The sequence below is a fragment of the Klebsiella sp. RC2 genome (genome assembly GCF_014192815.1).
GTDB lineage: Bacteria > Pseudomonadota > Gammaproteobacteria > Enterobacterales > Enterobacteriaceae > Klebsiella > Klebsiella variicola.
Map to the genome: position 1 here is coordinate 34,404 of NZ_JACHYL010000003.1, position 21,395 is coordinate 55,798.

The following is a 21,395-nucleotide window of genomic DNA, read 5'->3' on the forward strand; positions in this document are numbered from 1 at the left end:
AATCACAAAGCTGGATAACGACTTAACCTGTAAGGGAATGCTGATGAAACTCTGGAATAAAACACTACTTGCTTCCGCCCTGTGTCTGACCCTGTTTGGCTGCGACGATGCGTCGAAAGTGGATAACAAACTGGATAAGGCCAAAGATAATGCGGAGCAGATGAAGGATGCCGCGGCGGACAAAGCGCAGGCGATTAAACAGGATGCGGATAAGCAAATCGATACGCTGAAAAGCCAGGCCGACGCCGAGGCCGACCGCCTGAAGGATCAGGCCAGCGCCATCAAGGCGGAGGCGGACAAGAAAGCGGATGCCATCGCCCAGCAGGCGAAAGCCCAGGCCGATGCCGTGAAGCAGAACGCAAAGCAGGAAAGTGACCGCATAGTCAAAGAGGCGGGTCAAATCAAAGACAATGCCATCGGCGACGCCAATCAGCTCTCGGCGGAGGCGGCGAGCAAAACCAAGGCCATCCAGGACAGTATCGCGGCGGACAAACAGCACACCACGCCACCGCCCGCCCAGCAGTAACCTGCGCTGTTTGCCTGACCCGCGCCAGGAAATATAGGGAGCGGAGCCTGATAGATTGCCCGGCGGCGCTGCGCTTGCGCGGGCCTACGCAGGGGGTGGGTTGGCTGCGCAATGACCGGGCATCACCCTTGTGTAGGCCGGGCAAGGCGTCGTCGTCGTCCGGCACGTGGACCGCAATAACATCCTGCTCAGGGGTATCTTACGATACCCCTTTTTTTTGCGCGCTGCGGGTTCAACGGTTTGGCAGCAGGGTGCCTTTCAGGCCGTGCGGCTCGGAGCGCAGGTACTGCGAAGGGACGCGAACCTGGGCGCCAAGGCTGGCGGCGGCGTGCCACGGCCAGTGCGGATCGTAGAGTACCGCGCGGGCGAGGGCGATCAGGTCGGCATCGCCATCCTCCAGCGCCGCTTCCGCCTGCTGCGGATCGGTGATCAGCCCCACGCCAATCACCGGGATGGCAACCTGCTGGCGAATGTCGTGGGCGAATGGCAACTGATAACCCGGTCCGACGGTGATCGACTGCTGCGGCGACAATCCGCCGCTGGAGACGTGAATATAGTCGCTGCCCAGCGCTTCCAGCTGCTGGCTAAACTGAATGGACTGCTCGCAGTCCCAGCCGCCTTCGACCCAGTCGGTAGCCGACAGCCTGACGCCCACCGCCATGGTGTTGCCCACCGCCTCGCGGATCGCGTTAAACACTTCCAGCGGATAGCGCAGACGGTTTTCCAGAGAACCGCCGTACTCATCACGGCGCTGATTGCTGAGCGGCGAGAGAAACTGGTGCAGCAGATAGCCGTGGGCGGCGTGCAGTTCAATCAGCTCAAAGCCCAGACGCTGGGCGCGCAACGCGCTGGCGACAAACGCCGCTTTGATGCGCGCCATATCGGCAAGGCTCAGCTCGGCGGGGGCGCGGTCGCCATCGTGAAACGCCACGGCGGAGGGGGCAACGGTTTGCCAGCCACCCTCATTAAGAGCCAGCTGATGACCACCCTGCCACGGGGCCGCGCAGGAGGCTTTGCGTCCGGCGTGCCCCAGCTGGATCCCCAGGCGGATCGGCGACCAGGCCCGAATATCCTCTACCACCGCGCGCAGCGCGTTTTCGGTTTCATCATCCCACAAACCCAGATCCCCCGGCGAGATACGTCCCGCTGGTTCTACCGCCGTGGCTTCCAGAATTAACAGGCCAGCGCCGGAGAAAGCCAGCTGACCAAGATGGATCCGGTGCCAGGAGGTGGCTTTACCCTCGTCGGCGGAGTACTGACACATGGGGGCAATAACGATGCGGTTATCCAGCGCCAGCTGACCAATACGCGTCGCGCTAAAAAGATGGCTCATGAGTACCTCGTAAAAGTTAGACAGGGTCTTGCATGGGGGCGAACAGTCACTGTTTATAGCACGCCTGTTTGCCCTCCTTTATTCGGATATTGCGTTTAAGCAGCCCGCTATTCGATAAACCACAGGCGGCGCCGGCGGCCCGTTGCCTGCTGCGACACGGCACGGGCCATCGCGCTGCCAATTTCGGCGCTGGCCGTCAGCCCCTGCACAAAGGGACGATCGTGCATCAGCCAGGGAAGGGCGCCGAAAGCGACCCGGCCGCGCAGCGTCTCGGGCGCCTGCAGCGTGTAGTCATCGCCGACGTCCGGAATGTCGTCGCCGCAGGCCAGCAGCTGCTGGCGCAGCGATGGGAAGGGCAGGTCCCGGGTTTTCAATGCTTGTTGCCCGCGGGCATCGATAAACACATCGAATTCACAGCGCTGCTGATGATGGACAATCAGCGTTCGGTGAGACTCGCGCTGCAGGTCATAATCCTCGCCGAGCGCCACAATACGCAGAATACCGGCCTGGTGCAGGGCCAGCAGCCGGCGAATGGATTCCGGCGGGATGGCGGCATAGTTATCGATAAACACCCGGGCGAGCCCGCGCCGGAAGCGGCGGCTGTCCTCGTCGTTGAGTTCCGGCACCACGCTTTCAATCGCCTCGTGCAGGCGGAGAATGGCATAGCGCCAGGGCACCGTGTGGTGTTCGCGCTTATTGCGCTCCACCTCCTGCAGATTGCGTTGCGCCCACTGGAACGGGTCATGGGTGAGACGGTCGGCAAACCAGGCCTCGGCGATGCTGTCAGGCGTTAGCTGGCGCAGCCCCGTCGCCTCGCACCAGGCCGGGGCGGCATATTCCAGCTCCTGCACGATCAGCTCGAATACCCGATCCAGTAGCCCGTCACTGCCCTGCGCGACGGCAGCCTCAAGGGCGGCAGGGGTGGCGATCTCCAGCGGCTCCCATGGGATCGGACAGTAAAAATCGGCTTCCGGGAGCACCCCATTGCGCGACAGCAGGGTGATCTCCAGCGCCTCGCTGCCAGGATGGAGGGTAAAATGGGTCGTTTTGTCGTTCTCAGTATGGAAAACACCATGCTGGGCCACCACGGCGATGGCGGCATCAATGGCGCTTAAAGAGGTCCCGAGGATCCCGACCCGACAGGGCGCGATCCGGGCGTCCATCAGTCCGGTCCACGGACTGGGGAAATACTGTCGACTGGCGCGCTCTTCCTCAGGCCACAGATGGCCGGTGGCAATCGCCACCAGGTCGACGATAACCGGCGCTGCCGCGCTATCAGTGTGGATAGCGATCCCGGTGGGCTGGACGGCAATATCCGTCACTTCACAGGATTCACAAACGCTAACGATGAAGCCGGCGTCCCGGGCCCGCTCAGTGAGATACAGAAAACGGTCGCGATAGTACTCGCCGAGGATCACTCGCGGCAGGAACTGGCGCTCATGCAGCGTGTGCCGCTCGAGGCCGCGCGCCGCCAGCCAGGCGTCGCTGTGCTGCTGCAGCCATTGCAGATAGGTCAGGTCGATAGGGGGGATCTCAATGCTGGCGATGTTAGCCAGCATTTGCGCCGCCGTATTATCGTCACTGTAGGGCATACCCACCCCGGCCTGCGCCTCTTTTTCAAACAGGGTGATCGCCAGCGGCTCGCCACGCTTCACCAGTTCATAGAACGTGTAAATCCCCGTCGGCCCCACGCCGACGATGGCAACTCTCTTCATGATTCTCTCCCTTCCTGTGGGCGGATGCGGCATGGACAGCGGTTCACTGTCGCCAGCCTGTCCTTAATTCTGGTCGAAAATTGCCGATCCGGTGGGCCGTTACACGCAATTTGAAACAAATTAGCAGGCTAATAAACTTGCCGGCGGCCGGAAAAAGGGTGTAATTAACAAAAGAGCAACTTTCTATACAAACAATTTACATAAGCGGTGACACCAGCTTGCTCTGCCGGACGCCGCGCAAGCTCCCGGCAACCCCGTCGGGATAGGGATGACAAGATGCATGGCTGGACTTCACGACAGCGCAACGCGGCGATTGCCAGTTTTTTAAGCTGGACGCTCGATGCTTTCGATTTCTTTCTGTTGGTCTTTTTACTGAGCGATATCGCCCACTCGTTTCACGTCGACCTTGAAGAGGTCACCCTGGCGATTCTGCTTACCCTGGCCGTGCGGCCGATAGGCGCGCTGATTTTCGGCAGGGCAGCGGAAAAGTATGGCCGCAAACCCATTCTGATGCTGAATATCGTCTTCTTCTCCGCCTTTGAGCTGCTCTCCGCCGCCGCGCCGTCGTTGCTGCTGTTTTTTCTGCTGCGGGTGCTGTATGGCGTGGCGATGGGCGGGATCTGGGGCGTGGCCTCGTCGCTGGCGATGGAGACGATCCCCGACCGCTCGCGTGGCCTGATGTCCGGCCTGTTCCAGGCGGGATATCCCTTCGGCTATTTGCTGGCGGCCGTCGCCTACGGCCTGCTGTTTGAACAACTCGGCTGGCGCGGGATGTTTGTGATTGGCGCCGCGCCGGTGCTGCTGCTGCCGTTTATCTATTTCTGCGTCGAGGAGTCCCCGGTTTGGCTGGCGGCCCGGCAAAGTAAAGCGAGCACGGCGCTGCTGCCGGTACTGCGTAGTCACTGGAAGCTATGCCTGTACCTGGTGGTGCTGATGGCGGCCTTCAACTTTTTCTCCCACGGGACGCAGGATCTCTACCCGGTCTTTTTGAAAGTCCAGCACGGCTTCGAGCCTAAAACGGTCAGCATCATCGCGGTCTGCTACAACATCGCCTCGATTATGGGTGGAGTGTTCTTCGGTTCGCTGTCGGAGAAGATTGGCCGACGCAAAGCGATTATGATCGCCGCCCTGCTGGCGCTGCCGGTCATTCCACTGTGGGCTTTCGCCAGCGGCTCGCTGGCGCTGGGGGCGGGGGCGTTTCTGATGCAGTTTATGGTGCAGGGGGCCTGGGGAGTGATCCCCACCTGGCTCAATGAACTGGTCCCGGCCAACACCCGGGCGGTGCTGCCTGGCTTCGTCTATCAGCTGGGTAATCTGCTGGCTTCGGTGAATGCCACTCTCCAGGCGTCAATCGCCCAGCATCATGGGCATAACTACGGTCTGGCGATGGCCCTGGTGGCCGGTACGGTGGCGATTGTCATTACCGTCCTGACCTTCTTTGGTCGCGAGGGACGGGTGATCCAGCCCGCAGAAGCGGGACATCGCCAGCCGCTCTCCACCAGCCGTTAACTTCTGCTACCGGGCGTCGTCAGGCGCCCGGCAGCGTACGTTAGCCGCGCAGACGAATTGCCGCCGCCTGGCGTTTCTCCAGCGAGCAGATCCCAATCCCCACCATGATAAACAGGGCGCTGAACAGATGCCAGGCATGCGGCTGGGTATGCAGGAAGAGGATGCTCAACACTCCGCCGGAGAGCGGGATGATATGGGTGTAAATTTCTCCCCGGGTGGCGCCAATCGCGGCGATACCTTTGTTCCAGAACAGATAGGCCAGCCACGACGGGAAAATCACCAGATACGCCAGGCCGCTGAGGAAAAACGGCTCGCGCCAGGCGGCCCAGTCCTGCGCCGGGTGGCGCATCAGCCAGAAGATGACGATGGGCAGCAGGATCAGGGCGCCGAGCAGCGAGCTGACGGCGACAAAGCCATTCGCCGGGATCCGGCGGTCCTTCAGACGTAATAGCGAGCAGTAGAGCGCCCAGCTCAGCGCCGACCCCATGGCCCACAGATCGCCGACGGAAAAGGTATGCAGCGAGGTGGCATGCAGTGGGTTCCCCTGGAATAACAGGATCATCACGCCAAGGGTGCTGAAGATGACCCCCAGCCAGTTGCGGGCCGATACCGGGTCACGAAAAATCAGCCGGTTAATCAGCAGCACCATGCTTGGCGTGGCGGACATATAGATGGCGGCGTTGAGGGCGGAGGTGGTTTGCAGGCCAATATAGAGCGTGAGCGGGAAGCTGACCTGGCCACAGAGCGTTAGCACCAGCACCGCCGGCGCATTTTCCCGCAGCAGGTGGCGGCTGGCGGCGATCTGCCGGCGGTAGAGCAGGCCCAGCAGCAGCGCCGTCAACGCCCATCGCGCTTCGGTCATCAGGATCGGATCCACGCCCTGGACCAGCACGTGACCGACCACGTAATTTCCCCCCCAGAACAGGGCGGCCAGCGTCAGTAACAGATAGGGCATGCTGATTCCTTGCGTCGCTTATCACTGTACCAGATGGTAACTTTAATAATTTTATAATATCAATATTTTTATAGTGGTCTTTTGTTTTATTTATTAAAAGTAGTTATTTTACAATATGATATTTGTTATTCCTAAATTTTCGTTGCCGCGTTGCGAACGGTACTATACCGTATATTTGCCATGCATTTAACAGGGACAAATCCATGCGTAACACAGAAAATGGGGTCATTGGTAGTGACCAGACCGCGGTGATGGCCAGGCTGGCACTGGATGAGTTAATTGACCAGCTTCTGCACAGCAACGCGCTGTCGCTGAAGCTGACGGCCAACCCGCTGGTGGCCGACAGAGCCTGGCATCTGACTGAGAATACCTGCATCCGCGCCTTCTCCGCTGACGATCCACAGGCCAAAAAGCGGGCTCACCATGCGCTGTTCATCCTCTATCAGTCCTGGCTTGCCGACCCGCTCTCGCCAGCGGCAGCTAATCAGTTTCATCCGCTGCTCTCCGGGATCAGAAACTACATTGAGTCTGAGTGGCTGCGGGCGGAAAGCAAACGTTTCCACCGCCAGAGACCGGTGCTTAACGCCGGCAATATCGTCGACGAACTGCGCGCCTTATGCCAGCAGCACCCGGCGTCTCATCATCCGCTGTTCGATTTCCTTGCCAGCGAGGCCTCCGCGGCGCAGATCGACTATTTCTTCAAAAGCGACAGCGCGCTGAATCTGCTGTTCTTCGATCTTGTGGCGATGGGGCTGGTCGGTTCGCTGCCGGAAACCCGCGCCGAGATTGCGCAAAATCTGTGGGATGAGATAGGTCAGGGCAGCACTGAGATCACCCACGTCAATCTGTATAAGGATTTACTGAAGCGGCGGAATATCGCGTTGCCGGACAATCATTTTGCCCATTTGTACGACTGGCAGGGTCTGGCCGGGTATAACGCCTTTATGCTGGGCGGCGTAAACCGTCAGCATTATTACAAATCGCTGGGGGTCATGGCGATGACCGAGCTGCTCGACCCACCGCAGTATGAAAAACTGGTGGCGGGCTGTCGGCGGATTGGGCTTTCCGATCGCGACGTGCATTACTATGCCGAACATATCACCGTCGATATCGGTCATGCGGACGGCTGGCTGAACAATGTAATTGTGCCGATTGGCAAAAAACATCCGGCGGCGATGGAGGAGGTCTACTTTGGCGCCGCGCTGCGCCTGCAAACCTGCAACGATTACTATGATTGCCTGCTGGCGGCCCTGCAGTCGCTGGACGGCAGCGCATTATCTCACAGCGTTCCGCCTTCTGAGTAAATAAGCGCTTTGGCTGCGCTCCAGGCGGTGATCCCCGGTGGGATCTCCCGGCATTCGACGGACTCGGCCTGCTGAGCGGCGATAGCGCCATCGATGAGCATCACCATCATCATGGCGACCCGCTCGGCAGGTTCCGGTTTTAACACCTGCAGGAGGATATCGCGGAAGAACTGCCAGAGAAGCGACTTGAATCGGGAGCACTGCTCCCGGATCGCCGGCGATGACGCGCCATATTCAAACAGCGCGCGGGTAAACATGCAGCCGTGGAACGTGTCGCAGATAAACCAGCGATGGTAGTAGTCGAACACGGCAAACAGCTTTTCCCGCGCGCTGGCTTTATCCGCCGTGATCTGCGCCAAATCCTGCATAAATTCGCTCTCTTTCTGCTTGAGGATAGCCAGAATGAGCGCCTCTTTATCGGCGTAATAGCGGTAAAAGGTCATTTTGGAGATGCCGGCATGTTCAGCAATCCGCTCGATGCTGGGCGACTGATATCCTTCGCGATTAAACAGTGCGCTGGCGTGGCGGAGAATGTCCGCTTGTTTTGGCTTCATGCGTTTTCCTGTCGAATGTTCGCTGTCACGACTGCCGGTGACACGGCCGTCCTGCGACAGCGGTGCATTATGCCGGATCTTGCCGCCAGACGGGCAAAAAGTAAATCAGCCGCGGTTTATGCGGCGTCGGTTTCCTCAATAAAAACAAGATTGCGTAGACTTGCACAAGTCATGTCCTAATGTTTCCGAACCGGCGTATTATTCGGACCTTTATACACATAAGCTGTGAATGATGTACTTTCTGATAGCCATTATTTCTGAAGTCTGAGACGGTTACAGCAGGACAGGCATCGAATGAGGGTATTACAGACATCATTACTAGGATGATCCGATAACTATGATGAATTTTATTAAAAGATTGCTGCGAAGAATATTCAGGTCGTTAATTTCATATTATGGCCCAGCTGTATTGACCATCCTCTTCGCCGTGGCGCAAGGGCTCTTTTTTCCAAAGACGCCTCTCTGGCTTGTTCCCCTGTTTTTCGTATTTGTTATTGTAATGTTTTATCGGTTTGTGAAATTTTAATATCGAAATTTAACTTTATATTAAATTGACAAGGAAGTGCGATGGCTGGGTTGAGGCTAGCAGGTTAAGATGGCCCCGCGATTGCCTGTCTCATTAAGAAGAAGAGAAGAGATGATGTTACCCCTGACCACGCCCCGGCTGCTGCTGCGCCGGTTCAGAACGGAAGATCTGCCGTCTTTCAGCCATTATCGCAACCTGCCGGAGGTGGCCCGTTTTCAGAGCTGGACCCAATATGGTATGACAGAGGCGAGAGCCTTCTATGAACAACAGCGTTCGCTGGCCTTTGCTGAGGATGAGAGCTGGTTCCAGCTTGCCGTAGAGATCCAGGCCAACGGTGCGCTGGCGGGAGATGTGGGGATCCATTTTTTCGATCAAGGCAGACAGGCCGAGCTGGGGATGACCTTTTCCCCGGCATATCAGCACCAGGGTTATGCCAGAGAAGCCATTCAGGCGGTGATGGCCTTACTCTTTAAACAGTTAGCCCATCATCGGCTGATGGCGGTGGTTGATACCCGCAATTCCGGCGCGATCAAACTCCTTGAAGGGCTGGGCTTTCGTCGCGAGGCGCATTACCGGCAGAATATCTTTTTTAAAGGCGAGTGGGGCGATGAGTACCTGTACGCGCTGCTGCGCAGCGAATATCCGTGAAGTGACGGGCGAGCCGTCACTTCTGTCAGCGCTGCAGTTAGCTGTGCTGGCGGATAAAGCGCGCGCGCCACGGTTTTAACACCCACAGCGCGAGGGCGGCGGTGACAAAATCAAGACCAATAGCGCAGCTGAAGACCACATGCCAGCCGTGGGTGTACTGATAGAGCAGTGCCGCCAGCGGGCCGCCGAAGATTGACCCGATGCCCTGAGAAATATACAGCCAGCCATAGTTGGTGGCGGCATGCTCGCTGCCGAACGTATCGGTGAGTGTCGACGGGAAGAGAGAGAAGATCTCCCCCCAGCCAAAGAACACCACCCCGGAGAGCAGGACAAACAGCAGCGGATCTTCCCGGCACGCCAGCCAGAGCATCATCGCCACGCCTTCCAGCGCAAAGGCGATAAACATGGTTTGCTCGCGGCCGAAGCGGTCGGAAATAAAGCCAAACAGCGGCCGGGTTAAGCCGTTAGTAAAGCGGTCTATCGTTAACGCCAGCGGCAGCGCCGCCATGCCAAACACCACCGCCTGGCTAATGCCGAAATCCTCGGCGAACACCGCCATCTGCGAAGTGACCATCAGCCCGGAAGTCGACATCATCGCCATCATGGCGAACATCAGCCAGAACAGCGGCTGGCGCAGCATTTCCCGGGAAGTAAACGATCTGCTGCTCTGCGCCACCGTCTGACTGACGGGCTGGGAGACAGCGGGCGGCGGCAGCTTCAGCCCCTGACTGGCGAGGAAGCCGACGAGGGCGAAAAGGATCCCGAAAGTCGTCATCGTGTGTTCAAGGCCGTTAGTGGTCAGCGACAGGGAGATGGGGAAGGTAGTTATGATGGCCCCCATCCCGTAGCCCGCCGCCACCGAGCCGGCGGCAAATCCCCGCTGCTGTGGGAACCATTTGACCATCAGGCCGACAACGCCGATGTAGACGATCCCGGTCCCGAGGCCGCCCATGCAGCCATAAACCAGCCAGAGCGTTGCCAGGCCATTCACCTGCGCGGAAAGCACCCAGCTCATTCCCGCCATCACCGTGCCAATAGCGATCAGCCGCCGTGGGCCAAATTTTTCCACTAATCGCCCCTGAAAAGGGGAAAAGAAGGTCTGCAGGATGATCAGCAGGGAGAAGGTGACCTGCAACTCTGGCAAACCCACGCCCAGCTTGGCGGCCAGAGGTTTTGTCAGCAGCGTCCAGACATATTGCGGACTGGAAATGGCGGCCATACAGATCAAACCCAGCACCAGCTGGCGCCATTTGCCATATTTCGGGGTAACCAACGGTTCACTGAGTGTCGTCATGTTGTTCTCCGTTTTCAGTAAGCAGGCTTCCGTGAAACGCATCCACCTTGGATGCCTCACGGAAAGGGGAAGGTGGCGACCGCAGAGTGACGACGTGTTGTGGCCATACGGCATACGATCTTGTCCACATCGCGGTATACAAGCGCACAGCATTAAACGTGCCATATAAAATAATCATTTATATTCAGCAGGTTAATGTAATCAGGTGGTAACTGACGGGATGCGACATGGTGAAGGAGCGGCACTGAGGCGGTGCAAATGGGTCATCGCAGTGCGTGGGAAACGTTCGTGGCAAATCCACAGAATGTCGGCGCATGCGCTCTGCGTTTTCCTGCACCAAAGCCATGCAATGCCCCAACATCACTCCCCATTTTTGGGAATCGATGCGTCCGCTGGCGGCGAAACGCGGCTGTGAGCGGCCTCTGGCTCCTGGCATGGCGCTTGCAAGAACATCGGCAGAAAGCAGCGCAACAGACAATTCAGATCACACAATAGCTGGCTAGGGTTCCGGTTCACCGCGGTGAACGTCTGGTCCGAGAGCTGGCGACCTCGGCGAGGTTACACGGCGGGATAAAAGCCCGGGAGACAGCAGCACCGTTGGGTGTCGCGCTGCTCCGTTTCTCGTGCTAACCAGAGGTCCACCATGAAAACATCGCCGCTCCTCCGCTCACTTGTCCTGTCGCTGACGCTGCTGACCAGCGTCCCGTCGTTTGCCGCCGTCAAAAAAGAGTTCAACGTCTGCTGGACCATTTACGCCGGCTGGATGCCCTGGGGAACCATCAGTAACGAAAAGATCATTGATAAATGGGCCAGCAAATACGGCATCAAGATCAATATCGTCCAGCTCAACGATTACATCGAATCCATCAACCAGTACACCGCCGGGCAGTTTGACGGCTGCACGATGACCAACATGGACGCGTTGACGATCCCGGCGGCGGGCGGTGTCGACAGCACAGCGCTGATCACCGGCAGCTACTCCGACGGTAACGACGGGGTGGTCCTGAAAGGGGCGGATAAAAAGCTCAGCGACCTGAAAGGGATGTCGGTGTATCTCCCGGAGCTGTCGGTATCCCACTATCTGCTGGTGCGCGGCCTGGAAAAAGCCGGGCTGCAGGAAAAAGACGTCAAGGTGGTGAATACCTCCGATGCCGATATCGTCTCGGCCTTCGGCACCAGCGGCGTGCGGGCGGCGGTGGCCTGGAATCCACAGCTGTCGGTTATCAAAAAGACCCCACAAACCAGCGAAGTGTTTAGCTCCTCGCAGGTGCCGGGCGAGCTTATCGACATGATGGTGGTGAACACCCAGACCCTGAAAGATAACCCCGCGCTGGGCAAAGCCCTGACCGGCGCCTGGTTTGAAATGATGGCCAAAATGAAGGCCGGGGATAGCCAGGCGTTGAGCGCCATGGCCGCCGACTCCGGCACCGATCTTGCCGGCTACCAGGCACAGCTTAAAACAACCCATCTGTTCTGGACGCCTGCCGACACCCTGGCGTTTATCTCCTCGCCGGAACTGGCGAAAACGATGCAGCGAGTGGCGCAGTTCTCGTTCGATAAAGGCCTGCTGGGTGAAGGGGCGCAGAGCGCGGACTTTATCGGTATGACCTTCCCGGGAAATGTCACACTCGGCGATGCCGCCAACCGCAAACTGCGCTTTGACGACAGCTACCTGAAGCTGGCCGCCGCGGGCCAGCTGTAATGATTATCGCCGGGAGACCACGCCATGCGCCACATTAACCGTTATCCCCAAAAGGGGATGCGCCTGACGCTGATGCTGCTGCCTTTTGTCGTGCTGATCGCCGCCTGGTTTATTGGTTCAGCGGTGCGGCTGGAAGCCAATCCGCAGGACAAATTGTTACCAGGCCTGTCGCAGATGGTGGCAGCCATTGACCGGATGGCGTTCACCCCGGACAAACGCAGCGGTGAGTATCTGCTGTGGGCCGATACGCTGATCAGCCTGAGCCGTCTGTTGACGGGCCTGGCCGTCTCGTCGCTGATCGGCCTCGGTATCGGCATCGCCGCCGGCGTCTTCCCGATGTACCGCGCGGCGCTGTCGCCGCTGTTGACGGTGGTGTCAATGATCCCGCCGCTGGCGATCCTGCCGGTGCTGTTTATCGTCTTCGGCCTCGATGAGCTGTCGAAAGTGATGCTGATCGTCATCGGCATTACGCCAATGCTGGCGCGCGACCTGGAGCAGCGGGCGAAGGAGATCCCGGCGGAGCTGTTTATTAAGGCGCAGACCCTCGGCGCCAATAGCTGGACCCTGGTGCTGCGGGTGGTGCTTCCCCAGCTGCTGTCGCGGCTGATCACCTCTCTGCGCCTGCTGCTGGGCTCAGCATGGCTGTTCTTGATCTCCGCCGAGGCCATCTCCGCTACCGCCGGACTGGGGTACCGCATTTTCCTGGTGCGGCGCTATATGGCGATGGACGTGATTATTCCCTATGTCATCTGGATCACCTTGCTGGCATGGCTGATGGATCTGGCGCTGCGCCAGCTGCACAAAGCCTGTTTCCCGTGGGCGGAAGGAGGCCGGGGATGAGTTTTATCGACATCAAAAACATCTGGCAGGAGTACGGCGATCACGTGGTGCTGGAGCGCATCAATCTGCAGGTGAAAGAGGGCGAGTTTTGCTCGATGGTCGGCGCGTCCGGTTGTGGTAAATCGACCTTTTTACGCCTGCTGCTCGGTCAGGAAAAACCGACCCGTGGCGAGATCCTGCTTGATGGCCAGCCGCTGGCGGCGGAGCCGGATCGCAGCCGCGGCGTGGTCTTCCAGCGCTATTCGGTGTTTCCGCATCTCAACGTGCTGGATAACGTCGCCATCGGCCTGGAGCTGCCGGCGTCTCCGCTGCTGGGGCGCCTGTTTGGCGGCAGAAAACGCGAGGCCCGGCAACAGGCCCAGCACATGCTGGAGAAAGTGGGGCTGGGGCACGCTCTGGATAAATATCCGGCGCAGTTGTCCGGGGGGATGCAACAGCGGCTGGCCATCGCCCAGGCGTTCGTGATGCAGCCGCGGGTGCTGCTGCTCGATGAGCCCTTCGGCGCGCTGGATCCCGGCATTCGCAAAGATATGCATGCGCTGCTGCTCCAGCTGTGGAGCGAAACGCGCATGACGGTGTTTATGGTCACCCACGATCTGGCCGAAGGCTTCAACCTGGGCACCCGGCTGCTGGTGTTCGACAAAGTGCGCATCGATCCGCAGGCGCCTAACGCCTGGGGAGCGCGCATTACCTACGATATCCCGCTCAATGAGGCGCGGATGGCGCAGCTGGCCACCGGTAGTGAGACCAACGTTTACGCATTAAGGAGATAAATTGATGACCGTACTTTTTCACGCCACTCCCAGCCTGCGCGAAGAGCGGCTTCCCGGCGGGGCGCATACCTCGCTGATTTTGCGCAAAGGGCAGATCCTGCGCCTGACTGATATCGACGGCGGGGCGAACGTCAGCATGATGATGCTCAACCCCCATGAGAAAAGTGAGCGCCTGAACCTGCCGGATACCCTCAAGGGCCAGCATACCGCGCGCCTGACCGCCGGACACTGTTTCTACTCCGACATGGGCCGGGTGCTGGCCGGGATCGTCGCCGACAGCTGCGGCTGGCACGATCCGTTCGGCGGGGTCCTTAACGCCGAAGAGACACACGACAAATATGGCGCCGGACGCTACCAGGAATTACGTAATGGCTTCTACCGCAACGGCGTCGATAACCTGCTGGTGGAGATGGGCAAATGGGATCTCGGCCTGGAAGATCTGCTGATGGTGGTCAACTTCTTCAGCAAAGTCACCGTCGATGACGAGGGCCGTTTCCAGTTTGTTGCCGGCAACAGTCGCGCCGGGGATTACGTTGAGCTGTTTGCCCCGATGGACGTCCTGCTGGTGCTCACCGCGCTGCCGCATCCCCAGGATCCGGCCACAGAATATGCGCCCCGTCCGGTGCAGTTGAGCTGGTATCAGGCCGACGATGAGGACGCGGCCATCCAGGCGCTCCTGACTCGCGATGAGAATCAGCGCGCGTTCCGTAATACCCAACTTTTTGCCCTGTAAGGAGGCGTTCATGACCGTTATCACCAGTAACCGACGCCCGGAAGAGGCCGTCTATCGCCATGTGATCCCGGCCGGGGAACCCTGGCTGTTTGAGGTTAAAAAAGGGCAAACCCTGCGCCTGCTTGATCTCGAAGGCAATCAGGCGATTGATACCCTGTTTTACAACGCCGACAACCCGCGCGAGCGCTACGATGCGCAGCGCACGCTGCGTCGCCAGGGGAACGCCTACCTGACCGCCGGCAGCGTGCTCTATTCCAACCTCGGCCATCCGCTGATGACCATCGTGGCCGATACCTGCGGGCGGCACGATACCCTCGGCGGCGCTTGCGCCCAGGAGAGCAACACCGTGCGCTACGCCCTCGACAAGCGCTATATGCACAGCTGCCGGGACAATTTTCTCTGCGCCTGTCTGCACGATGGCCGCCTGCATAAGCGCGATATCGGCGCCAACATTAACTTCTTTATGAACGTGCCGGTGACGCCGGAGGGCGGTCTGACCTTTGCGGACGGCATCTCGGCGGCAGGAAAATACGTTGAACTGCGCGCGGAGTGTAACGCCATGGTGCTGATCTCCAACTGTCCGCAGCTCAACAATCCCTGCAATGGCTGGAACCCGACCCCCGCCGAGGTGCTGGTATGGAACTGACCCGCTGGCAGCGCTGGCGTTTGCTGGCCTTTCGGCTGTTCGCCGTTCGCGCCGACCGCCTGAATCACACGCCGACGCGCCACGTTTAAGCGCCGGTTCCCCCGGGGACGACCTCAGGGAAAGACGAATTGTTGCGGGACGACCCGCTACGCTGTGAGTTCCGCTTATGTTTGATACCTTACTGATTGCCAACCGTGGGGCGATAGCCTGCCGCATTTTACGTACCCTGCGCGCCATGCAGGTGAAGGGGGTTGCCGTTTACGCCGAAGCCGACCTGAGCAGTCTGCACGTCCGCGAAGCGGATGAAGCGCTCAGCCTTGGCGAGGGCCCGGCAGCGCAAACTTATCTGGTGGTAGAGAAGATCATTGCCGCCGCGCTGCAGAGCGGCGCCCGCGCCATCCATCCCGGCTACGGCTTTCTGTCGGAAAACGCCACCTTCGCCGAAGCCTGTGAGGCGGCGGGACTGGCGTTTGTTGGCCCGACCCCGCAACAGCTGCGTACCTTTGGCCTGAAACATACCGCTCGCGCGCTGGCGAAAGCGGAGGGCGTGCCGCTGCTGGAAGGCAGTGAACTGCTGGCCGACAGCGAGGAAGCCTGCCGGGCGGCCGAGGCGGTGGGCTACCCGGTGATGCTCAAGAGCACGGCTGGCGGCGGGGGGATTGGCATGCGCGTCTGCCGCGACGCCCGCGAACTGAGCGAGGCCTTTGCCACGGTGCAGCGGCTGGGGCAAAACAACTTCAGCGACGCCGGGGTGTTTCTCGAAAAATATATCGAACGCGCCCGTCACCTGGAGGTGCAGATCTTCGGCGACGGTGAGGGGGAGGTTATCGCCCTCGGCGTGCGCGACTGCTCGCTGCAGCGGCGTAACCAGAAAGTGATTGAAGAGACCCCGGCGCCGAATCTGCCGGATGGGATGGCGCAGGCGCTGTGTAGCGCGGCCATTGCTCTCGGGAAAGCGGTGAACTACCGCAGCGCCGGGACGGTGGAGTTTGTCTACGACAGTGCGGCGCAGCGCTTCTATTTCCTTGAGGTCAATACCCGCCTGCAGGTGGAGCACGGCGTGACGGAGCAGGTGTGGGGCGTGGATCTGGTACGCTGGATGATCGCCCTGGCCGCAGGGGATTTACCGCCGCTGAGCGAGCTGGCCGCCGGGCTACAGCCCCGGGGCCATGCCATTCAGGCGCGAATTTACGCCGAAGATCCTGGCCGCCAGTTTCAGCCTTCGCCTGGACTGTTAACCGACGTCTGGTTTCCACCGGCGGACGGCGCCACGCTGCGCATCGACCGCTGGGTGGAGGCCGGGTGTGAGGTGCCGCCGTTTTTCGACCCACTGCTGGCGAAAGCTATCGTCTGGCGCCCCAGCCGCGATGAGGCAATCGCCGGCCTGGCGCAGGCCCTGGCGGAGACCCGCCTGTATGGCGTCGAAACCAACCGCTTATACCTGCAGCAGATCCTCGGCTTTGCGCCGTTTACCGCCGGAGAACCCTGGACCCGCTGCCTGGATCAGTTGCGCTACCGGGCCGATACCGTGGAGGTTCTGAGCGCTGGCACCCAGACCAGCGTCCAGGACTATCCGGGACGTCTGGGGTACTGGGCGGTGGGCGTACCGCCTTCGGGCCCGATGGATGACCGGGCGCTGCGCCTGGGCAACCGTCTGCTGGGCAATGCCGAGGGTGACGCCGCGCTGGAGATCACCCTTAGCGGACCCACCCTGAAATTTAATACCGCCGTACAGGCGGTGGTCTGCGGCGCGCCGCTCGCCGTCACGCTCGATGGCGCCGGGCAGGACATGAACTGCGTATTCACTATTCCGGCGGGGGCGACCCTCAGGCTGGGGGCAATAAACGGACCAGGCGTCAGAAGCTATCTCTGCCTGCGCGGCGGTATTCAGGTACCGGATTATTTGGGCAGTAAAAGCACCTTTACCCTCGGCCAGTTTGGCGGCCACGGCGGACGGGCGCTACGCGCTGGCGACGTGCTGCATCTTGCGCCTTTGGCTGAGACAGGGGAAGGCGCGGCGCTTCCCGCAGGGCTGCGCACCGCGCTGACGGACGTCCGTACGCTGCGGGTGATTTATGGTCCCCACGGCGCGCCGGAGTTCTTTGCCCCGGCGTATATGGCGACCTTTTTTGCCACCGACTGGGAAGTGCATTTTAACTCCAGCCGCACCGGCGTGCGCCTGATCGGGCCTAAGCCGGTCTGGACCCGTGACAGCGGCGGCGAAGCCGGGCTGCATCCGTCGAATATTCATGACAACCCCTATGCCGTGGGGGCCGTGGATTTTACCGGCGATATGCCGGTGATCCTCGGGCCGGACGGCCCAAGCCTCGGAGGCTTCGTCTGCCCGGTCACGGTTATCGAAGCCGATCTCTGGCAACTGGGCCAGCTTAAGGCGGGGGATAAAGTGCGCTTTGTGGCGGTGGACGTCCCCACCGCCCGGCGGCTGGCGGCAGGTCGTCGCGCGGAGCTGGCGACCCTGCAGGCGCAGGACGTTGCCTGGCAGCCTGCGCCGCTCACCTCGCCGGTGGTGATGACCTGCGGTGACGCCGACAAACGCCTGGTGGCGCGCCTCTCCGGTGATACCCATCTGCTGCTGGAGGCCGGTGAGGCGGAGCTGGATCTGGTGCTGCGCTTTCGCATCCATGCCCTGATGCAGGCCCTTGAAGGGCAAGCCCGGGAAGGGATCATCGATATCACGCCGGGGATCCGCTCGCTGCAGCTGCATTTCCAGCCGGAAACGCTGGCGCTGGAGACCCTGCTGGCGTGGGTCAGCGGGGAGTGGGCCACGGTCTGCATGAGCGATGATCTGCAGGTTCCAACGCGGGTCGTGCATCTCCCGCTCTCCTGGGACGATCCGGCCTGCCGCAAGGCGATCGACAAATATATGACCACCGTCCGCCCGGACGCCCCGTGGTGCCCAAGCAACCTCGAGTTTATTCGCCGGATAAACGATCTGCCGGATGAGCAGGCCGTATGGAACACGGTGTTTGACGCCAGCTATCTGGTGATGGGCCTCGGCGATGTCTATCTCGGCGCGCCGGTGGCCACGCCCCTTGATCCGCGCCATCGGCTGGTCACCACCAAGTACAACCCGGCGCGAACCTGGACGGCGGAAAACTCGGTGGGCATCGGCGGGGCGTATCTGTGCGTCTACGGTATGGAAGGCCCGGGCGGCTATCAGTTTGTCGGCCGCACTCTGCAGATGTGGAATCGCTATCACGAGGTGGCCGATTTTGCCGGCAAGCCGTGGCTGCTGCGCTTTTTCGATCAGCTGCGTTTCTATCCGGTTTCGGCCGATGAACTGCTGGAGATTCGCCGCGATTTCCCGCTCGGTCGCTATCCGCTGCGCATCGAACACAGCACGCTGCGGCTGGCGGAATACCAGCAATTTCTCGCTCGCGAGGCGCAGAGCATTGACGCGTTTCGCGACCATCAGCAGCGGGCGTTTAACGCCGAACGCGATCGCTGGATCGCCAGCGGCCAGGCCCATTTCGACAGTCAGGAGAGCGCCGCAGAAGAAGCGGGCGATGCGCCGCTGCAACCGGGCGAGCAGGGGGTGGAAAGCCCGGTATCCGGTAATTTGTGGCAGGTACAGACCGAGGCCGGTCGTCTGGTGCGCGCCGGTGATGTGCTGGTGGTGCTTGAGTCGATGAAAATGGAGATCCCGCTGCTGGCGCCGTGCGATGGCAGGGTTCAGCAGGTCAATGTGCAGCCAGGCAGCGCGGTGCGTGCCGGGCAACGGGTGGCAGTGATTATTGAGGAGAAGGCATGATGCAGCAGACGTTTGATTTACGCCTGGCGACCCTGGCGGCGAACTATCGTAACGGCAACACCACCCCGCGGGCGCTGTTGGCGGCGATCCGCCAGCGGGCGGAAACGCTGAATCCCGAATTTAATCTGTTTATCCATCTCCTGAGCGAAGCGGAGCAGGCGCCGTTTCTCGCGGCGCTGGAAGGCCATTCGCCAGAGACGCTTCCGCTGTACGGCGTGCCGTTCGCGATCAAAGACAATATTGACCTTGCGGAGATCGTCACGACCGCTGCCTGCCCGGCGTTTGCATACCGGCCGACGCAAAACGCGACCATTGTCGCGCAGCTGATTGCGCTGGGAGCCGTGCCGGTGGGCAAAACCAATCTCGACCAGTTTGCCACCGGCCTGAACGGAACCCGTTCGCCGTACGGACGTTGCCGCAACGCGTACCACCCGGCTTACCCCTCCGGTGGCTCCAGCGCCGGCTCCGCGCTGGCGGTAGCCCTGGGTGTCGCCAGCTTCGCGCTGGGGACCGACACCGCCGGCAGCGGTCGCGTTCCGGCCGGGCTGAATAACCTGGTGGGGCTGAAAGCGACGAAAGGGGTGATCTCCACCGCCGGGGTCGTCCCTGCCTGTCGCACGCTGGACTGTGTGACCTTTTTCAGCGCTACCGCCGACGAGGCCAGCCAACTGCTGGCGCTGGTTGCCCGGACCGATCCGCAGGATAGCTACAGCCGCCGCAATCCCCAGTGGAACAGCCGGCAGGCCTTTGGCAGGCCGTCCGCCGGGTTTCGCTTTGGCGTTCCGCAGACGCTGAACTTCCTCGGTTGCCGCGCCAGCGAAGCGCTGTTCGCCCAGGCCGTGCAGCGGCTGACGGCGCTCGGCGGCGTGCCGGTAGCGATCGATTTCGCGCCATTTCTGGCCGCCGCCCGCCTGCTGTATGACGGACCGTGGGTTGCTGAACGCTATGCGGTGGCCGGGCCGCTGATTGAGCAGCAGCCGGATGCCGTGCTGCCGGTGATTCGCGACGTGCTGGCGAAAGCGCCTGCTATCGACGCGACGGCGACCTTTAAGGCGATGTATCAGCTGCAGGGGTATAAAGCGCAGTGCGATGCCATCCTTGATACGCTGGACTGCGTGCTGACGCCAACCTTTCCGCGCCCGGTGACGCTCGACGAGCTGGCGGCGGAGCCGATCGCCCGCAACGCCGATCTGGGCTACTACACCAACTTTATGAACCTGCTGGACTATGCGGCGGTGAGTGTGCCGTGCGGGTTTATGCCTGACGGATTGCCCTCCGGCGTCACGCTGTTTGGCCGGGCGTTTACCGATCAGTATTTGCTGAGCCTGGCCGACGCCTTCCAGCGCGCGGAGCGGCTGCCGCTGGCAGGCGGCGCGCGGCTGGAGAGCCCGCCGCCTGCGCATTCCGCAGGCCATGACCGGATGGCACTGGCGGTATGCGGTGCGCATCTGGCCGGTCTGCCCTTAAACGGTCAATTGCTGGCGCGGGGCGGTCGGTTGCTGCAGGCGACCCACAGCGCGCCACGCTATCGTTTGTACGCGCTCGCGGATGGCAAGCGCCCGGCGATGGTGCGTGACGAGCGCGACGGCGCGGCGATAGCGGTGGAAGTCTGGGAGATACCCAGCGCCGAGGTGGGGTCGCTGCTGGCCGCTATTCCCGCGCCGCTGGGGCTGGGACAGGTTGAGCTGGCCGACGGCCGATGGGTGACGGGCTTTATTTGCGAAGCCGCCGGGCTGGGGGAGGCCACGGAAATCACTGCCTGGGGCGGCTGGCGTCAGTGGCTTACCAGGTAAACGGAACATCCTCTGCGGTAGCGCCGCAGAGGGAACCCTCGCTTATAGCGGGCTGTTCTCATCGAGCAGGGTGATGCTCCAGACGCGGGCGTGCGTGTCATCGATGCGATAGTAGCTTTTCACGCTTGCCGTGCCGCCGATGGCGTAGCCCACCAGAGCGACAATGTTGAGCTGATGCCCTTGCTTATCGGTAAACGCATAATACTCATCCAGCACATAACCGCTGGCGCTGGCCGCTGATTCCAGACGATCGTCCCTGGCTTTCAGGTCCGGGGTATAGTCGGCGATGGTTTTCCCCACATAGTTTTTGGCGACGTCCTGCTTTTCGTCATCGCTGACGATAAACGCCGCGCTGGCAGGAAAGTGCTGAACCACCTCAGCCAGGGTTGGTTTCGGCGCGGCAGAGGGGAATAACGTATGATCGATGGTGTAGGCCTGTAGCCAGCAGGAGAATAACGCCGCTTCCGCCGCACGGCCATCCGGGTCGGAAAGCCCGGGCAGCGCATCGACGGTCTCTCCCGCTTTACGCAGCGCAATGAAATCGGCACAGGAAGAGACCCGTGCCTGATTCTGATCGCTCAACACCAGCGTCAGGGGAGACTGGTTAATCTCAAGCTCGCCCGCCGCCAGCACCGGCGTGCTCAACAATAACGTCACCGCCATACCGATAGAATATTTCATCACATAGCCTCCATGAATATCGTCGTATCCTGATCCGAGGTGACAGGGAAAGCAAGCGATGGATGACGTTTCTTCCGCACGTCCGGGCGAT

The 21,395-nt window shown here is 60.7% G+C and carries 18 protein-coding genes and 1 riboswitch; of the genes, 12 read left to right on the forward strand and 6 right to left on the reverse strand.

All coding sequences use genetic code 11. The features are described from left to right. Positions 1–37: 37 nt before the first annotated feature. A complete protein-coding gene (locus FHW76_RS09745) occupies positions 38–526 on the forward strand; it encodes a hypothetical protein (protein WP_064166513.1) in 489 nt (162 codons plus the stop codon). Between the two features lie 232 nt (positions 527–758). Here FHW76_RS09745 and FHW76_RS09750 read toward each other — a convergent pair whose 3' ends face one another. Next, the gene (locus FHW76_RS09750) at positions 759–1,859 is read right to left on the reverse strand and encodes an NADH:flavin oxidoreductase/NADH oxidase (protein ID WP_012541688.1); all 1,101 of its coding nucleotides are present in this window, start codon (positions 1,857–1,859) and stop codon (positions 759–761) included. 107 nt (positions 1,860–1,966) lie between these two features. Next, complete coding sequence (locus FHW76_RS09755; protein ID WP_012968186.1) at positions 1,967–3,574, reverse strand: FAD-NAD(P)-binding protein; 1,608 nt, start codon at positions 3,572–3,574, stop codon at positions 1,967–1,969. A 276-nt stretch (positions 3,575–3,850) separates the two neighbouring features. Here FHW76_RS09755 and FHW76_RS09760 point away from each other — a divergent pair, with 276 nt between their 5' ends. Next, a complete protein-coding gene (locus tag FHW76_RS09760) occupies positions 3,851–5,083 on the forward strand; it encodes an MFS transporter (protein ID WP_022065587.1) in 1,233 nt (410 codons plus the stop codon). A 40-nt stretch (positions 5,084–5,123) separates the two neighbouring features. Here the strand turns inward: FHW76_RS09760 and FHW76_RS09765 are convergent, their stop codons facing one another. Continuing rightward, positions 5,124–6,038, reverse strand: a complete 915-nt coding sequence (locus tag FHW76_RS09765; protein WP_012968187.1) for a DMT family transporter — start codon at positions 6,036–6,038, stop codon at positions 5,124–5,126. 203 nt (positions 6,039–6,241) lie between these two features. Between FHW76_RS09765 and FHW76_RS09770 the strand changes: the two genes are divergently transcribed. Continuing rightward, on the forward strand, positions 6,242–7,342 hold the full coding sequence (locus tag FHW76_RS09770; protein WP_012541692.1) for an iron-containing redox enzyme family protein: 1,101 nt from the start codon (positions 6,242–6,244) through the stop codon (positions 7,340–7,342). Here the strand turns inward: FHW76_RS09770 and FHW76_RS09775 are convergent. Continuing rightward, complete coding sequence (locus FHW76_RS09775) at positions 7,318–7,896, reverse strand: TetR/AcrR family transcriptional regulator (protein WP_032754419.1); 579 nt, start codon at positions 7,894–7,896, stop codon at positions 7,318–7,320. The two genes, FHW76_RS09770 and FHW76_RS09775, sit on opposite strands and share 25 nt — an antisense overlap. A 337-nt stretch (positions 7,897–8,233) precedes the next feature. On the opposite strand from FHW76_RS09775, the gene FHW76_RS09780 reads away from it, so the two are divergent. Both FHW76_RS09780 and FHW76_RS09785 read left to right on the forward strand, forming a co-directional pair. Continuing rightward, positions 8,234–8,422 (forward strand): hypothetical protein, encoded by a 189-nt coding sequence (locus tag FHW76_RS09780; RefSeq protein ID WP_004891873.1) that lies wholly within the window; start codon positions 8,234–8,236, stop codon positions 8,420–8,422. A gap of 69 nt (positions 8,423–8,491) precedes the next feature. Beyond that, a complete protein-coding gene (locus tag FHW76_RS09785) occupies positions 8,492–9,070 on the forward strand; it encodes a GNAT family N-acetyltransferase (RefSeq protein ID WP_183476609.1) in 579 nt (192 codons plus the stop codon). A gap of 37 nt (positions 9,071–9,107) precedes the next feature. Here FHW76_RS09785 and oxlT read toward each other — a convergent pair whose 3' ends face one another. Further along, positions 9,108–10,406 (reverse strand): oxalate/formate MFS antiporter, encoded by a 1,299-nt coding sequence (gene oxlT, locus FHW76_RS09790; protein WP_023297642.1) that lies wholly within the window; start codon positions 10,404–10,406, stop codon positions 9,108–9,110. Positions 10,407–10,852: 446 nt separating this feature from the next. After that, positions 10,853–10,951: riboswitch (guanidine-I (ykkC/yxkD leader) on the forward strand. Between the two features lie 56 nt (positions 10,952–11,007). Between oxlT and FHW76_RS09795 the strand changes: the two genes are divergently transcribed. The 7 genes from FHW76_RS09795 to atzF all read left to right on the forward strand — a co-directional run bounded on the left by FHW76_RS09795 (position 11,008) and on the right by atzF (position 20,623). After that, positions 11,008–12,066, forward strand: coding sequence for a putative urea ABC transporter substrate-binding protein (locus FHW76_RS09795; protein ID WP_044649752.1), 1,059 nt, complete (start codon positions 11,008–11,010; stop codon positions 12,064–12,066). A gap of 24 nt (positions 12,067–12,090) precedes the next feature. Then, on the forward strand, positions 12,091–12,906 hold the full coding sequence (locus FHW76_RS09800) for an ABC transporter permease (RefSeq protein WP_023297641.1): 816 nt from the start codon (positions 12,091–12,093) through the stop codon (positions 12,904–12,906). Continuing rightward, positions 12,903–13,679 (forward strand): ABC transporter ATP-binding protein, encoded by a 777-nt coding sequence (locus FHW76_RS09805; protein ID WP_183476611.1) that lies wholly within the window; start codon positions 12,903–12,905, stop codon positions 13,677–13,679. The genes FHW76_RS09800 and FHW76_RS09805 overlap by 4 nt, the downstream gene beginning before the upstream one ends. Before the next feature lie 4 nt (positions 13,680–13,683). Continuing rightward, positions 13,684–14,412: an urea amidolyase associated protein UAAP1 gene (locus tag FHW76_RS09810; RefSeq protein WP_008804847.1), complete on the forward strand. Its 729-nt coding sequence runs from the start codon at positions 13,684–13,686 to the stop codon at positions 14,410–14,412. Positions 14,413–14,422: 10 nt separating this feature from the next. Beyond that, positions 14,423–15,058, forward strand: a complete 636-nt coding sequence (locus tag FHW76_RS09815) for an urea amidolyase associated protein UAAP2 (protein WP_008804848.1) — start codon at positions 14,423–14,425, stop codon at positions 15,056–15,058. Between the two features lie 166 nt (positions 15,059–15,224). Beyond that, positions 15,225–18,830, forward strand: coding sequence for an urea carboxylase (gene uca / locus FHW76_RS09820; RefSeq protein ID WP_183476613.1), 3,606 nt, complete (start codon positions 15,225–15,227; stop codon positions 18,828–18,830). Beyond that, positions 18,827–20,623: an allophanate hydrolase gene (gene atzF / locus FHW76_RS09825; protein WP_183476615.1), complete on the forward strand. Its 1,797-nt coding sequence runs from the start codon at positions 18,827–18,829 to the stop codon at positions 20,621–20,623. Before uca ends, atzF begins: the two co-directional genes overlap by 4 nt. A 42-nt stretch (positions 20,624–20,665) precedes the next feature. Here atzF and FHW76_RS09830 read toward each other — a convergent pair whose 3' ends face one another. Next, positions 20,666–21,304, reverse strand: coding sequence for a hypothetical protein (locus FHW76_RS09830; protein ID WP_042947720.1), 639 nt, complete (start codon positions 21,302–21,304; stop codon positions 20,666–20,668). Positions 21,305–21,395: the final 91 nt, after the last annotated feature.